This is a genomic window from Streptomyces sp. Edi4, from assembly GCF_040253615.1.
In the GTDB taxonomy this organism is placed as follows: domain Bacteria; phylum Actinomycetota; class Actinomycetes; order Streptomycetales; family Streptomycetaceae; genus Streptomyces.
In genome coordinates, this window is record NZ_JBEJGY010000004.1 from 4304830 (window position 1) to 4320752 (window position 15923).

The 15923-nt window shown below is 65.9% G+C and carries 8 protein-coding genes; 3 read left to right on the plus strand and 5 right to left on the minus strand.

Annotated elements, in window-relative coordinates:
* Positions 1-113 precede the first annotated feature (113 nt).
* The 3 genes from ABR738_RS21555 (at position 114) to ABR738_RS21565 (ending at position 3200) form a co-directional block, all read left to right on the plus strand.
* Entirely contained in the window at positions 114-719 is a 606-nt protein-coding gene (locus ABR738_RS21555; protein ID WP_350231624.1) for a very short patch repair endonuclease, read from the plus strand.
* Positions 720-838: 119 nt separating this feature from the next.
* Positions 839-1675 (plus strand): Eco29kI family restriction endonuclease, encoded by an 837-nt coding sequence (locus ABR738_RS21560; RefSeq protein ID WP_350231625.1) that lies wholly within the window; start codon positions 839-841, stop codon positions 1673-1675.
* A 649-nt stretch (positions 1676-2324) separates the two neighbouring features.
* Positions 2325-3200, plus strand: a complete 876-nt coding sequence (locus tag ABR738_RS21565) for an FG-GAP repeat domain-containing protein (protein ID WP_350231626.1) — start codon at positions 2325-2327, stop codon at positions 3198-3200.
* A gap of 579 nt (positions 3201-3779) precedes the next feature.
* Here the strand turns inward: ABR738_RS21565 and ABR738_RS21570 are convergent.
* The 5 genes from ABR738_RS21570 to ABR738_RS21590 all read right to left on the minus strand — a co-directional run bounded on the left by ABR738_RS21570 (position 3780) and on the right by ABR738_RS21590 (position 15788).
* Complete coding sequence (locus tag ABR738_RS21570; RefSeq protein ID WP_350231627.1) at positions 3780-5756, minus strand: N-6 DNA methylase; 1977 nt, start codon at positions 5754-5756, stop codon at positions 3780-3782.
* A gap of 992 nt (positions 5757-6748) precedes the next feature.
* Complete coding sequence (locus ABR738_RS21575) at positions 6749-8257, minus strand: hypothetical protein (RefSeq protein ID WP_350231628.1); 1509 nt, start codon at positions 8255-8257, stop codon at positions 6749-6751.
* 252 nt (positions 8258-8509) lie between these two features.
* Positions 8510-11242 carry an RNaseH domain-containing protein gene (locus ABR738_RS21580; protein WP_350231629.1) on the minus strand — a complete coding sequence of 911 codons (2733 nt, stop codon included), beginning with the start codon at positions 11240-11242 and terminating at the stop codon, positions 8510-8512.
* 41 nt (positions 11243-11283) lie between these two features.
* The gene (locus ABR738_RS21585) at positions 11284-14577 is read right to left on the minus strand and encodes a pPIWI_RE_Z domain-containing protein (RefSeq protein WP_350231630.1); all 3294 of its coding nucleotides are present in this window, start codon (positions 14575-14577) and stop codon (positions 11284-11286) included.
* Positions 14565-15788: a restriction endonuclease-related protein gene (locus ABR738_RS21590; protein WP_350231631.1), complete on the minus strand. Its 1224-nt coding sequence runs from the start codon at positions 15786-15788 to the stop codon at positions 14565-14567. Before ABR738_RS21590 ends, ABR738_RS21585 begins: the two co-directional genes overlap by 13 nt.
* Between the last annotated feature and the right edge of the window lie 135 nt (positions 15789-15923).

A 15923-nucleotide genomic window follows, 5' to 3' on the forward strand; every position in this document is an offset into this window, starting at 1 on the left:
GAGGGCGGGCCGGCAGGAGCCGCGCCGCCATCGCCGCCGAACAGGACCGGGCGGCGGGCGGTCGGCACAGGCGGTCCGTCGACCTCGGGGAGGGGCGGTTCGCCAGGGCTTCGGTGGAGCTGAAAGTCCTTCCCGACACCCGCCGCATCCGCGCGTACCTGCGGTGGTCCGACGGCGGGAAGTCTCCCGCTCGCTACCTTGGGCAGGTCGAGCACGAAACGCGGCCCGCGAACCTCGCCGAAGGCTGGAAGATGGCCTGGGACAAGGGCCTGTTGACCGAGGAGCCGCCGGCCGAGGGTTCTTGGGCCACGTCACGCTCCGTACGCGCGGTGATGCGGGCCAATCGAAGCAAGGACACCCGGCCTGAGCTCAGGCTCCGCTCCTTGTTGCACAGACAGGGCCTGCGGTATCGCGTGGCGGCCCGACCCCTTCCCGAACTGCGGCGCACGGCCGACCTCATCTTTTCCAAGCCCCGGGTCGCGGTGTTCGTCGACGGTTGTTATTGGCACGGCTGTCCAGACCACCTGCGGGAAGCCCACAAGAACGCCGAGTTCTGGCGAACCAAGATCCAGGGCAACCAGAACAGGGACGCGGAGACGGATCGTCTCCTACGAGAGGCGGGATGGACGGTCGTTCGTGTCTGGGAGCACGAGGATCCTGATGTGGCGGCCGCGCGGGTGATAGGCGTGGTGCGAGGCACGTCCACAAACGAATCCTGAACGGAATGAGAGCCTCCGTTCGCGGCCCTCGAGTCAATCGCTCAGCGTGTAAAGGGAACTCATGGCCGGTCAAGGCTGAGATCCTCCGTCACCGCTGGACGATGAGTAAGATCATGTGCATGGCTCCCAGCTCCGTGTCCCCGCAATTCAACCCGTTGAGCCTCGACTTGCTCGGCCGTAACCTCCGGGCGGAGATGGACGGGCGTCCACGCGTCCCCTTGGACCAGGTGACGGGATTCCCGGGGGCGGGCCTGTATGCGCTCTACTACAAGGGCGATCTCGAAATCTACGCGGGGATCAAGGACAAGGACATCCCCATTTACGTGGGAAAGGCCTCGGCCGGCGACAGTAACTACGGAGATCCCTCGACCCTGGACAAGCGAAAGCTGTTCGACCGAATAAGCGACCACCGCAGGAGTATCGGCGAACCGGGTAACCTTCATGCGTCGCATTTCGATGTTCGATATCTGACCCTCGACGACATTTGGATCGTGCTGGGGGAGCGGGCCCTGCTGCGCGCCTACAGCCCCGTCCTGTGGAACACCGTCGTGACGGGCTTCGGGGGAAATCCACCGGGCCGGGGCAGGAGGAACGCGCGCTCGGTCTGGGACTCGATCCATCCGGGACGGAAGCGAGCGGCCGGGCTGACGTGCAACCGCAGTTACAGCAGTGCCGAGATGCGAGAGCTCGTCCAGGACGGCATCGAGATTTCGTTGATGGACGCGGGTGCTGAGCGCGATCAGAAATTGCTGGAATTCCGAAACCGTCCTGCGGAAGTCATCTGGCAGGAAGGAAAGAGTTCGGCGCAGGGGGTCAAGCTGGTCCTGGTCTTCCGAAAGGAAGTTTTCCTGGAGGAAAATGAACGATTCGGAGTGGACCTCAGTGGCATTCCGTGGCAGCCGGCCGACGTGCCACAGCAGAAGACAACCGAGGAAGCCGCGCTCGACGCTCTCTAGGCCGAGGTTGGGCTCGTGGGCAACCAGAGCCATACCTGTCCATCGCGCACCGCTCAGCTCCGGTCAGGGCGACACGCCGCGCCCGCCAAGCCCGAGTCCGGACGGCGCAAGTCCACCTCCCCGACGGCACCTTGGCCGCCGTCTGGACCCGCGCGGTGACCGCTCCGTCGAAGAACTGCCGGTACTCGCCCACCTTCCTCCAGCGCCTGGTCAAGCGCGGACCCGGCAGTCCTGACGGTCGGCCGCCCTTTGTTGGGCAACCCTGAAACGACCGTACGGCGTTCGCTGGATCCGGCCTTGACAGTGCCCGCAGCAGGGCGACCCTGATCGACGGCCGCCACCAGACCGCGACGGCGCACCTCCCACCGCCGCGTCCGGCCTCGAATCGTGCCCATGCCTGAGCACGGCGTTATGGCAGTTATGGCATGTGTGACGAGCGTCAGTCGTACGCGATCTGACACAAAACGACGCGACGTGTCCGCCTTTACCGCACGGTGTGGCCAAAAACGGATAACCCGTGATCCCGGTGCGACTGTAGTGTTTGTAGTCGGGTGGAGATGTCACGGTTTCGGGGGGATCGTGTGGACCGCCTCCGTCTCCGTCTCCAGTTGTCACTTCGAGATCCTTTGGGGGGATTCGCATGTCTCGTATGAGCGCGCGCACCGTATGGACCGCCGGCCTGCTGGCGGCGGCCGCTGCCACAGCCACTCTGGCCACCACCACTCCGGCGCTGGCGGTCGGTACGGGTCAGGCCATCGGCGCCCAGCACGCCGAAAACATCGTCGCCGTGGGGGACTTCGACGGCGACGGTGCCGCCGACCTGTTCACCAGCGACCCGGATGACCCGAACGCCATGGTGTCCCCCGAGCACCTGTCGGTGCGCGCGGGACACAAGGACGGCTCGTTCGGCAGCCCGGTGACCGTTCTCCCGAAGTGGGGTCCCTGGGGCGCCGCTGTCGCTGACGTCAACGGTGATGGAAAGCTGGACCTGCTCTCCTCCGACAGCCAGGGCCGCCTGTCCCTCCGGACGGGCACGACGGCCGGCGGCTTCAGCGACGAGCGTGTGCTGGACAGCGGTCCGCGGTACGGGCACATAGTCGCAGGTGACTTCACCGGCAACGGCAAGGCCGACGTCGTGGCCCTCGATGGCGCCCGCAACCTCTACCTGCTGGAAGGCCACGGGGACGGCACGTTCGCGCAGGCCCGGCAGGTCGCCAAGGACTGGCGCTTCCCGGACCTCTCGGCGGGCGACGTGAACGGCGACGGCGTCTCCGAGCTCCTCGTGCAGGACCACCACGCGGAGGACAAGCTCCATGTCGCCTTCGCGGACAAGAAGGGCGGCTTCGCCGACCCGCAGCTGCTCCTTGACCACTGGAACTTCGAACAGGCCATGACGGGCGACTTCAACGGCGACGGCAAGACCGACCTCATCGCCAAGCCCTACATGAGCATCTGGGCCCAGCAGTTGTGGCTGGGCAACGGCGACGGCACGTTCGGCGCGCCGAGCGTGGTGAAGTACGGCTGACGGGCCACCCGGTGAACGAAGCCCTCCCGTGAGCGCATCACGGGAGGGCTTCGCCATATCCGGACATCCGGACACGGACATCCGGACATCCGGACATCCGGAGTTCCGGAGTTCCGGCCCGCCGACGGCTCGGCGTCACGCGGCCGCCCGGATCTGATCCCATCTGCTCGCGCTCGGCGCCCCGGCAGTCGTCGGCGCCGCGATCACGGACGGAGGGCGGGGCTGGGCTCGGGCTCTACGGCCGACTGCGAGCCGTGCGGCCCCGGCTGAGACGGGAAGCCGGGCGCGCAACGACGAAGGGCCCCACCGCGAACGGTGGGGCCCTTCGACATCGTGCCCGGTGAGGCACTGGCGGAGGATACGAGATTCGAACTCGTGAGGGGTTGCCCCCAACACGCTTTCCAAATGTTCGTCTGGGTGTACGGCAGTGCCCGTGGCCGTTCTGACCTGGGACGGGGCGGATATCGCTCCTGGTAGTGAACGGCGGCGGACGGGGGTGAATGAGACCAGAACTGAGACCATGACTCAACCGCCGGATGCTCCGTCGCACCGGGCCCTCGATCGTGGGAAGAGAGGCACTCAACTTCGCAGGAGCCCCGTGAGCGAGTCGCGTCGGATCTGTTGTGTGAGCGCGAGCTGCTCCTGCAGCCGTCGCTCATGTTCATCCAGCTGCCTCATCGCGTCGGCGACTGCCTGTTGCACTCCGAGGTCTGGCAGTACAACCGGCAAGCCACTCAAAGCATTGAGAGAGATGGTCTTCATGGTCATACTGCCCGTGGAGTGGGCATCGAGCCACTGGCGTGCCTCCGTACTGCGGAGGTAGGCCGCGAAGTAGTCGGCGTTCAGCTCAGCGGGCGGCCGAAGCACGAAGCAGCCAGTTCCACAGAGCCATCCTTGTTGATCCGCTCGGACGACCGCACATCGTCCCAGTTCTCCGCGACGTGCCAGGACCACGTCTCCGAGGTGAAGGCGAAAACGTTCTAGATCACGGGCTTGATGCTCGGCGACGTACTTGATGCTCGCCGTGCTGATGCCATTGTTGGTGAGGTCTTTGGGCATCACCACGGGGATGCCGACGTCCACGTAGTCCTCGGCTCGGATGAGACTTCCCGAAGGCCCGGCGAAGAGCAGGCCGGGCTCAGATTCCTCGAACAAGTCAGCTCGAGTGCCCTTCACAATGAGCCCAAGAGACACACGGGGGAGTTCAATCCCCCTGCGAGTCAATCGCTCGCACACGGTGAGACTTCCCTGGACGGCACGGCTCGAACTCGACGTCGCACCGTCATGCCGGTCCAGGGCATCGAGCATGAGATCAAGGTCTGGTGCTGCTGGCTGCTGCTCAGGGGCGAAGTGGACGTACCGGCGCGGATCGAGGCTGCCGTCGTTCTGGTCGATCTCGGCATGTGAAACCGAACGAGAGAATCCTGATTCATCAGGCGTTGCGGAAGGAGACAGCCGCCACGCGTGAAACCGTGTGCTGATGCGATCAGTGTCCTCGGTGGTCAAGGTGCATGGTTGCCGTGGAACCTGTGTACCGAGTCTGCTTGCATCGATGAAGAGGACGGATTCGGTATCGCCTACCGGCAGGTGGCGGGACTTGTCGCGTGCCAACACCCAGATGTGCACGGGGATGGCGGTGTGGGGTGCGAAAAGGTTCGCCGGCAACGCAATGACAGCGAGGAGAGCACCGCTGGCGATCATGTTCCTGCGGATCAGTGCCTCACGGCCGCTGGACCAGGCGGCTCCCGGCGGCATGATCATTACCGCGAACCCCTCCTCGCTCAGTCGGCTCCACGCGAGCTGGAGCCAGGCGAAGTTCGCATTGGATTCGGGCGGTTGCCCGAAGGGCCAGTCGACTGCGTGATGAGCCGCGATGTGCTGGTTGAATGGCGGGTTGCTCAGCACCAGGTCAACAAGGCCCGTGCCCCGGTGCTGAAAGAGCGACACTGGATCGGAGGCACTTACGACGGGCTGATCCACTCCGTGGATGGCCAGGTTCATCATCGCTAGCCGTGGATTGCTGCGATCTGTGGAATGAGCCTCGAAGGAAGCGCCGTCCAGCCGGCCGCGTTCCGCGATTCGCTCCGCTGCGACTGCAAGAAGGCCACCAGTCCCGCAAGCCGGATCAAGGATTCGGTCCCCCGGTCGCGGGGCTGCAGTCTCCACGAGCAGGCGCGCGACGGCGCGCGGTGTGTAGAACTCTCCTACCGGAAAGGTCCCTTCTTGAACGTGGCGTTCGAGGAGGAGCTCATAGACTTCCGTCAGGCTTGCCTTGGCCAGCGTCGGACCCTGCGTTAGGGCAGCAAGGAAAGCGGCTGCCCAGGGAGCGTCATCTGCTCCTTCACTCCCGTTGAGGAACTCGACGTCAAGCCTGTCAATTTCAGGCACAGGAAAGAGTTGATGCCTGCTCGCGCTCCTCAGGGCGGCGCGTAGGTCCATCAACGGCGAGAGGCCGATCTGGGCCTCCGCGGCCGCTCGAGTCCACCGCTTGACGAACTCATCCTCTGGTTCACCAACTGACTCAACAAACCTTGCGAGAAGCAGGATTGTGGTCATGGAGGTGAGGTCGCCGAACGTGTTCCGGCCTCGTTGGAAGGGTGCGTATGCCCGCCAGAGCCGGTCGACAACGTCTGCAGCTGCGGTCTTTGTTTCCACTTGTGGGTGTCCTTGCTCCATGTCGACCTACCGCAGTTGGCTGATGGCGTACGCCGCTGCTGAGGCGACGACCATCAGCAGGCTTAGACGCAACGTCATGCCTGTGTTCTGCATCGCCTTCCCCAACAGCTCGAAGAACGACTTCACTCTGTGGTGCCCCCTGCCACTCTCGATTGATTCTTTGCGCAGTGGTACTGCGCACACCTTGAGGTCGGGGCCTTGGCTGCACGATGGCTGTACCCGGGCCCTGGATTCGAGGTGGATTGATGGAGAATCTAGCAGTGGACGGCCATGAGCGTGCGGCTAACGCTTCCTAGTCCTCGCGCAGTTCGGCACCTGCGCAGCCATGCTGCGCAGGCGAGGTGGAGTTCAGTCGCTGTTGGTGGACGTGCAGGGGCTGTGGTGGCGGAGAAGTGTCGCTTGGAATGGCACTCAGATTGTGAGCCAGATCACTACTTTGCTGGCTGGGGTTGTGAGACTTGCTCAACTCGCCTTTCTCCCGCCAAAGTTCGGATCGCACCGCATCCCATGGCTCTGCTTGGTCGACAAGCTCGCGCGGTACGGAGGGTGCCCAGGGGCGCGATCCCGATCCCCAGTGGGGTCTCGAAGCGTCAGTGGACGTTCGCGCCTGCCCGTACCGCACGACTGAAGCCACGCAACGACGAAGGCTCCGACCGCTAGGCGGTCGGAGCCTTTGACTGCTCTGGGCGGCGGAGGATGCGAGATTCGAACTCGCGAGGGGTTGCCCCCAAAGTTCTGACCTGCGGTGGAGCGGGTGGTGGCGGAGGTTACGAACGCCGCTGGAAGGGGGTGAACGAGACCAGGTACCGCGGGCTGCTTGCTACACGTCCTGTGGCCTTGGCCCGTTTCCGTGCCGTCCGCCATCAGGGTGCTCAGGTGTCCAGGTCGAGCGCCTCTTGTTCGACTGCCAAGTATGTGTCCCGTGTGGCGGCTTCCAGGAACCCGTATTCCGCTGGGCTCGTGAGCTGGGGCGTGATCTCGATGAAGCGCTCCCAAGGGCTCGACTCGCCGGCGATGAAACCGCGTCGAGTGGCCTGGCGGAACTCGTCCCGTCGACGGTCACGGTAGCCCCGTACCCGTTCGTGTCGTTCGCTGAGGTGCCTCTCGTACCGTTGCTCATTCACATCACCGGGCAGCGCCGGGACGGAGGCTACTTCCTCGGTGAGCGCCCGGATTGTCTGCAACTCAGAGTGGCGCGAGCCGGAGGTTTTCTCGATCTCCACGACCATAGTTGCTTCGGCGCCTGCCAGTTCCTGGCAGGCGCCGAAGAGCCGTCGAGACATGCCGATCATGAGGTCGGTGCCAGGCAATCTGGCAGCCAGCATGTCAATCCCTTCCCGCTGGGCGATATCCGAACTGGTCGCCTCGTGGTCCAGGCCATGCCTCAGAGCGGAGGTCGCGTCTTCGCCCCCCAACAAGTGCACGAGACCCCCCGTACGGCGGGAGGGTCTGTCGTTCAGCGAATCACTTACGGCAGTCACTCTCAGACTGCCTCGCGGAAGAGACACGAGGGCCAGATATGTGAGCATGCGCGCGCGTGCCAGTTCCACAAGCGCATCGTCGTTGTGTTCCAGCACGTCGTCATCGACCTGCTCAGACGAATCAGCGTTCTCCGCCGCCGGGCCGTCAGCCTCGATATCGATCATCATGAACAGGCGTTGCTGAAGGCTCGTTCCGCAGAGCACCTTCTGGTGTGCGTCAGGCACCAACGACCCGACGTCCAATTGCCGTGCCCCCTTCCGGCGGCTGTGTGAGCCGAGGACGCGACCTCCCTTCGCTTCCACGAGCCAGAGGCCGGAAGTCGAGCTGTGAGTGCCGAAGAGGTCGGGCAGGCTTTTGGAATGCTTCCATCCCGCAAGTGCGCCGGGTGGTACCGCGCTTTCGGCATGGGTGGTGGGGCCGAGACCCATGAGCCCTCGGCAGGCCCACTCCGCCATCGTCATCCCGACGTGGTAGCCGAAGGCCGATCGTGTCGAGTTCTCCGTTCCGTGGGTGTAAACGACGCTCGGCACGACCTCACGCCCTACGCCGTCCTGGTGGGGCACCACGGCCTGCCTGCGAATGAGGTATGCCGAAAGGGGGTAGCGCCGGGCCAGGATCTCGCGGCGCGCCAACTTGGGCACGGCCGCGATCCAGGGGGCGATGTCCCTGCCCACCGTGACGGCGGCGTCGAGGATGTCGCGCCACGTTGTGGTGACCAGGTAGTTGCCATCGGGCGGCATGTCCGCAGGCGTCGGCCATGCGTTGCTGGCCTGGGACAGCATCACAGCTGTGGGCCGGGGCGCTGGCTCCAGCGGCGAACTGCGCCGTACGAAAACAGGTATGTCGAAGGCATCGGGCGCCGACATCGTGATGTCGGCGGCCCCCTGGGGCGGAAGCATCTGGTCACCTTACGGGGCTCCTGAACGATCCCGGGAGGACCTTTCGAGCGACGCTTTGCGACAGCCCGGCGGGGGTTCCAGCTACGCGGCTGTGCGGGGCATCGATCCGTGCCCTAGATAGGACGTCGAGCCCAGACCAGAACCTGAGACCAGCCCGCCCGTAAGAGGCGTGACCTCATCGCGCCCTGGCCCTGGATGCAGTGAACATCCGGCAGCTCGCGAAACGCGGCTCCGAGATGTTTGCCAGCGAAGTCACCAGCGAGCCTCGATGTATCGACCAGCGAGGTCAGCGAGGTGGAGCTGGGCCGGGAGGCGGGTAGGGATGGTGGTATGCAGATGAGCCGTGCGGAGCGCGTGGACGTATTGGGCCCAGGCTGCCTCATCAGTGTCCTCCGGTTGCAGGAACGGCAGGGCGATTTCCAGGGCGCCCGGGTTCCAGGCTCGTCTGGAAGCGGCCCGGGGTCGGGCAGGATCGAACTTGTCGAGACCGATGGGTGCCTTGGCCTGGACAGGTTTAGGTGCGAGGGCGTAGTAGAGCCGGTCGTGAACGCTGAAGAGCCCGGATGTAATTCCGTAGGGGCGGTTGTCGTCCTGAGCAAAGATGTGGGGCACTTCACGGGCGCTGTCCCGACTAATGACGCGCGCGATCCGGAGGCCAGGGCACTGGCTGGGCAGGCGTACGCCGAGTCGGGCTAGCGGCTGCTGCACCGCTAGGTCATCCACGGTCAGGTCTGCACTCTCGCTGGGGTCCGCGCCGGGCAGGACCATGACGTCGCGTCGCATGTGCTGGGTCTGGAGCCATGACCAGCCGCGGCTTCGCAAGTTCCGCCCTCCGACGAGCAGGAGCCTGGGTGTGGGGTCGTCGAGAACGAGGGCTCGCCGCAGGAATTCGGTGTACTCGGTGTCGGTGCCCTTACCTCGGGGGAGTCGTCCACGGCCGGTCGCGAGTGCCAGGTGCAGGGCGCTGTAGGGCATGGGGGGCATGCCGGGGAGGAGAGTAGTGAGGGTGCCGTTAGGGCGGTGACGGAGCAGGATGGGGATGGCGCCGCCGCGAACGGGTTCGTACCAGAGCGCCCAGACCTCGATCGGTGTGCCGGTTGGGGAGGCATGCGGCGCTGGGACGTGACCCAGTTGGCGCAGGGCGTCGCGGATGGCGTTGGCCGCTCGGGGAAGGTCGCGGTCGACGGCTACTTCGTTGGCGTCCTCCGGCGGGAGTTGAACGTCGACGTCCACGTCATCGTTGGCGACCGTGGAGGCGCTGACCACGTCGTCCGCGTCGAGGTACTCGTCGTCGGTGGCTGCGGTGTCTGTGGCGGTGATGGGGCGGAGGAACTGGGTGACGCGGTCGCCGTGGGCGAAGCCCTTTCGCAGCGTGGTTTTTGGGTCGGCGATCTCCTTGCCGGCGAACGCTCGGGGGCCGTCGAGTTCGATGAGGGCTGCCGTGTGTCCTGTGACGGGCGGATCGCTTGGCACCTCGTAGAGTGACAGGGACGCGAGGCGGGTGCGGATCTTCTCAAGGCGCTGTCGAGCCGCGATGGCCGTCCGGGCGGCTTTGCTTTCCTCGCCGTCGGGCAGGCGCAGGGCGGCGGCGAGTTCGCCGATGTCATGGAAGTTGACCGAGAGGTTCAGCGAGCCGTTGCTGAAGGACCGGCTTGAGCCCTGGGTTGTCGGCGCTGGGGTCAGGGCGAGGCCGTGCTTGTTGTCCTGGAGGGCGTTGAGCAGCACGCGGCGGGTGGTGTCCGTCTGATTCCAGAACTCCAGCTGGTAACAGCGCCCTTCTGGGGCGAGGCGGGGACTGGTGCTCCGGCCGCGTGGCCGTCGGCGCGAGTAGGTCTGGGTGGGGGTTAAGCCGACAGGGGCCAGGGCGTTGGTCACGGCCTCGAACAGCTGCTGGTGATTGATCGGCATGAAGCCGGGATTCACCGGGTGATCACACGTCTTGGCGGTTTGTCGGCGACCGTCCGGAGGCGGGGGGCTCTCGGGGCGGAGGAGCCGCATACCGCTCTGGTACTGGACGGCGGCGTACGGGAGCTGTTCGTGTTCCTCATTAGGAGCGCTGTTCGTGCCGGCGCGGGGCAGGTGCCCGAGCGGATCTCCGAGGACATCGAGGAGGGAGGGGTGAGGCAGCTGACTCAGGCGGGTAAGGAGCTGTTCGAGGCCATTGGACCACCTCCAGCGGCCACGCCAGGTCCCGGGTGTTCGCAGGAAGGTGGGACGTTCGCTAGGGCGCAGGATGCCTGCGGGGCTTAGCAGCCAGGCGTGCAGGTTGAGGTTGGGGGAGTAGCTGAGCGGCAAGTGGAGCCAGCGGTGCAATACGAGGTCGATATGGATGCGGGGCTCGGGCTCCTGCCACGCGGTTTGGGCACCGATTCGTACGCCGAGCGACCAAGGGGCGTCACCGTTACGGTCGGGCATCCACCGCGGTGGCCACTCCACAGCCTCCCGGGGGCCGTCGAGCGTGGGGCCGAGCACCAGGCGCCGCTTGGATGACTCGGGGTGCAGTAGAGGCAGGCCGGCCTCGGCCAGGTGAACCGCGAGCATGCCCGGCAGGATCTGGAAGAAGCCGCGTGTCGGCGCCGCTGTCCCGTTAGGCGCGACTGTCCAGACGGTTACGGGGACGTCCTCCGTGTCGCGGGTGCGTTCGAGGTCTTCGGCGTCGAGGAGCTGGTACCAGTCGATGTGCGGACGGTCGGCGGTGACGAAGACGCTGGCCCAGGTTGCGACGACGGTGTGGACGATGGCCGTGGGCACGGGTTCGATAGAGGCGATCCAGTACTTGTCCTGGTCGTCCAGCCCCCAGTTGGCGACATCCACGACGTTGCGGTCTACGGCGCGCAGGAGGTCGGCGAGAGCGCGGACAGGCAAGCCGTCCCGAGTGTGGCGTGGGCGGTACTGGCTTTGCAGGAGGCGCAGCCATCGTGAGGGAAAACGGAGCGTGTGCAGCCGCCGTGGCGGCAGCGCCCCCTGCTCGATCGTGCCGGACATACACGCGATGCGCGGGTAGGGTTGCGGCTTTGTCGTTACGGTCACGGTTCCCAGTCCATGTTCTCCAGGCACTGCAGCATCAGCTCGTAGAGCACCTCAGCGGCAGCGCGGTCGCGCTCGTCAACCGGCTCGGCGGGCCGGATCTTGTCGCGCAGGGCGCGCTCCATGGCAATGAGAATGCTCGTGTTCGCGGTATCTGCGGCGGTGTCGAAACGGGCGTGTCGCGGCGCGAAGGCGGGGTCGCAGAAATACACCTCGACCGGTTGGCCACCGCGGATGGATCGGCAGATCGTCTGCCACATCGAGGTGATCGAGTTCCACACAAACGCGCGATGTGCCCGGCCGCGTAGACGGCGGAAGACCACCGGTCGGCCCACCAGGGTGTGCCAGTCCATGCGGCTCTCTTGGCGCAGTCCAGCAGCTGCGCGGACGATCGACGTGGGCGCGAGGAGAGGGTCGAGCAGCTTGGCCATCGAAGAGCGGTTGGACAGGCCCATGGCCAAGTCCAGCTCGTCGGGTGGCGGATGCTGACGGCTGAGGAAGAACTCTGCGCCGAAGGCGGCCACACCATCGGTGTTGAGCACGTTGACGGCACGTTCGATCGACAGCTGGGCGGCCGTGAGAGCGTCGTGCTCGCTCAGACCGAAGCGGTGAACATCACGACGCTGAATCCCGTGCGGCCCTGGTGTCTCCGCGTCCTTGACCACGTGCTGGGCGGTGAAGGCGGTGCCGCTCACCAGGTACTCGGCCATGGTGCGCGCGTCGTTACCGCTCTGAGCCACCAGGAGGGCCTTACGGCGTTGCGGGGGCAGCCGTTCCAGCACGCTGCTCAGCAGTCCTTCCCGCCCGCCTGGTGGGGCGATGGAGGCCGCGACCCCGCGGACGGCTTCCTGACGCTCGTCGCCAAGGCGCCCTGAAGGAGAGATCAGCCGCCCGTCCGGAGTCCGGGCGGGGCGGAAGTGAAAGCGGCTGCGTGCGATCGCCTTGCGGTCCTCGTCGGGTTCGCGTAGCAGGAAGTCGACGGGTACGTCCACGTGGTACGTGGCCGAGTCTCCTGCCCAGCTTGTCGCCGAGAGCAGGAGAACGTTTGGTCCCTCGATCCCTTCGGCCGCCAGCAGGTCGTGCATGTGGTGCAGCAGCCAGCGGCCCACACCGCGGACCCAGAAGATACGCAGGTCGCCACTGCCTGCCCTGTTGTCCAGCCACTGGAAGGCGAGCATGTTGCCCTGCAGTGCCTCGGGCACGAAGGCGTCGTAGTCGCTTGGCGGCCGACTACTCCAGAATTCCTCGTCTCGGGAAAGCCCCAACAACCGTTCCACCGCTGGCCGGATGGTCGCCATCCTGAGATACGAGCTCCCCAGAAGCGATGTGTGATAGGCGGCGCGCAGCAGGTGGCGCGCGAACGGCAGGTACCTGCTCAGCCTGCCCACCGCCGCCGGGCCGCCCGCCGCTTCCGCGGTCTCGATCAGCCAGGCGTCGACGCGCTTGCGGAGTTCCTTGTCCGAGAGCGCGGGGTTCTCCAGGTCCGGGACGATGGCCTGGAGGGGCCCCGGCACTGGGTCGAAGGTGTGGAAGACGAACGTCTCGAAGTTTCTCCGGTAGTACTCCAGTGCCTTCTCTTCCTGCTCCTGTGGACCCTCCCCGTTGGGGCTGAGGCCGTGGAGCAGCCGCGAGAGGTCGTTGAAGAGGGAGTGGCCGGAGAAGTACGTCTCGTGCAGATGCCGGCGCAGCCGGGCGCTGCCGCCGTCCTTGTCGGGCTCGAGCAGGGCGTTGTACAGCAGATTGACCTCGTCGTCCGCCTTGCCTTTGAACCGGTAGTACTCCATTGCGCGCTGGTCTTCCAAGGGGCGGCGGCCGGTCGAGCGCAGACTGTTCTGAGCGGTGATGACCTCCTGATCCCACCAGCTACCGCCCTGTGCCACCAGCACCTGGCTCTGCAGGAACTCGTCATCCAGGGTCTGCTGTACCTTGTCGGCCTCGTCAACGATCAAGAGGTCGGCCCAGTGCTGCACCGCCTCCAGCCAGCGCAGACGTGCGTGGACGGGTTGTGCCCAGCTGACCAGCAATGCCTGTGGGGTCGTCAGCCACACATCGGCGTCGGTCATTTCTTGCTCGGCTCGGTGGACCGGACAGATCGCGAGCAGAGGGCAGTTGTACTGCTTGCCCTCAACGTCGAGCAGCCTCTCCCGGCAGGGAAAATCCTTAACAAGCAGAGGCGGGCGCTTGCCGCCCGGCGCGTCGCGGAAGGGCTCCAGAAGGCAGTTGCACGACACGTAGTCCGCTGCCACATCGGCGCTAGTCGGGAAGGCCGGCGCGTGGTCGGCAAGCACCCCGCGCCAGTATCCCGACGCGTGCGTGAAGCGGCTTCCCGCCCCGAAAATGGGAACAGCCTTTACGCCGAGGGCCCGGAAGAGCGCGGCCTTCTGCAGGCAGTCGCTCACCGACGGCAGCACGAGGACCACTTTCCGCCCACGTCTGGCTGCGGCGTACGTACCAATCAGCGCGTAGCTCGTCTTGCCGCTGTTCGGCAGACCGATGCCATGCACCAAGCCGCGCACACTGAAGCCGGTGGGCTTGGTGCGGAACCCCGGCATCTCGGGCGACCATGGCTGGAAGGCGACCTTCCGCAACCGGCCGGAGAAGTTCCGCTCAGGGATGTCTGGCCGGTTCGCGAGTACACGATCCATCCGCTGCGCCGTTTTCCGCAGCATCCTCGGCGTCAGGCGCACCGGACGTCGTTGTCGTGTGGTGAGCAGGGGCAGGGAGCGAAGCTCTACCGCAATCTCGACCTTCGGGATGGTGACCATTTCGTCGGAGCCCGTGAAGGAGTTGGTGAACCCGTACACCTCTCCGGGCTCTGCCGCCTTGGTGACCCGCAAAGGCGCGTAGGGCACAGGCCGGTCGATGACCGCCCTGTACAGCTCGAACCGGGTGGCCAGCGCCGACGGATCCCGCATCTTGTAGTGGACTGCGGCGATCTCTTCGTCTTCGTCCTGGCGGCCTGCCTGCAACCGAGTGAAGCCGCGCAGTTGGTCCGGGAGCTTGTCGTACTCGCTGAGACTTCGCAGCCAGCGGCTGCCCGATCCGTACCGTCCCAGCAGCAAGGCCAGCCGGTGCAGTCGGCCGGCCATCACGGTATCGCCGGGGCGCGGGACGACGTAGTGGGACAGCATTGACCACAAGCCGTCTACCGGCTCGTCGGGGAAGTGGTCCGCCAGGAAGGTCAGCCCGAGCTCGACGGCGAAGAACTCGCGCTTCTGCAGCGGCCGGACCGCATCCTGGGAGATGCCCTCGGCCTCCGACAGGTCTTCGTACCAGCCCGTCACCTCGCGCACGAGCCACCGCCTCGCCCCGCAAGTGCGCGCCTGATCTCCGTGAGCAGCTGCTTCTCGGTGACCACCTTGAAAGGGCGCGCGGCATCTGTGCGGCCGGCTAGCTCCGTGCGCAGGTCCGTCAGGTAGCCAGGGATTTGGGCGCGGTGCTCTGGCACCACGAGGAACCGCCGATCGCATTCAGGCTCGGCGGGCCACCTGAACGACCTGGCCAAAAGAACCGGGCTGGCCCAGTCCTTCTCGTCCGTGCCCCATAGCTCACTCCGATTCCCCCTTCGGAGACGGAAGGACACGTCCAGCGCGTCGGGCTGGTCGGTGCCCAGCCACAACAGGGGCTCCAGCCCCAGTGCACGTACTCCCTCGCAGACGCGCAGTTCGAACACGCCAGGGTCGTGAACGAACCGACGGGCACCGCGATGGAGCACCCAATAGAAGCCGAGAGTAGGTAGATGCAGACTCTCGGCGCTGGTGTCACAGCTCGGCGTGCCACAGCTCTGGTTCCGGTCCCCCAGGGCCTGCGGCAGCGGAACGCCGCACCGCCCGCAAACGGTCAGCGTCACACCGTTCTCGGCTGGCCGCCGCTCATAGGCAGTGCGCACGAACTCCATCACATACGGTTCTCCGGCCTTCGGCCCCGCCGGCAGTTCCTGCTGCAGCGCCCGTACCTCGAGGTCGCTGATCACCGGCCGCTCGATAACCAGGCGCCGCAGCCGCACGTAGATTTGCCAGGCATCGCGCGCTTCGCAGGCATTGGCTTCCACCACCAGCAGCAGCGCTTGGTGCACGCGCTGCTCTGCGATGTGGGCCTCGGGATCCCCCCAAGCGCCCCGCACAGCCTCCTCGGCGAACTCGCTCAGCTCCTCCCCGTCCAGCAGACACACGTCGCCATCGGCCGATGAGAGAGCCATCCGCAGGGGCCACCGGCCCAACGGCATCCGGCACAGCTCCAGAACCGCGTAGTCATTGCGAGGCGGCTCAAGTCCTGCCCAGAAGAACCGCCACCACAGACGCGTTACAGCCTCCTGCCAGGCTCCTGGCAGGCCAGGGTCCCCCCTCTGCGCGCTGGACCAAGGAGTACGCGGCTGGCCGAGGCTCTCCAACCGTCGCTTCGTCTCGACGAGGCCGTGCGACAACAACGCGAGCAGGATGTAGTCGTCCTCCCACACTGCCGTACCGCGTTCTGGGCCGGCCTCGTCTGCGGTCAACGCAGACACGCGGAAACCTCCCTGTCGACCTCGCGTACGTGCCGCCAGCGTTACAGGAAGGCTCGTGGTTCGTGGCGATCCCTCCCGAAACCCTCCCAATGGGTGACGTGCACTGCCCTTCCATCGTGCGTCCCACCAGGGCGC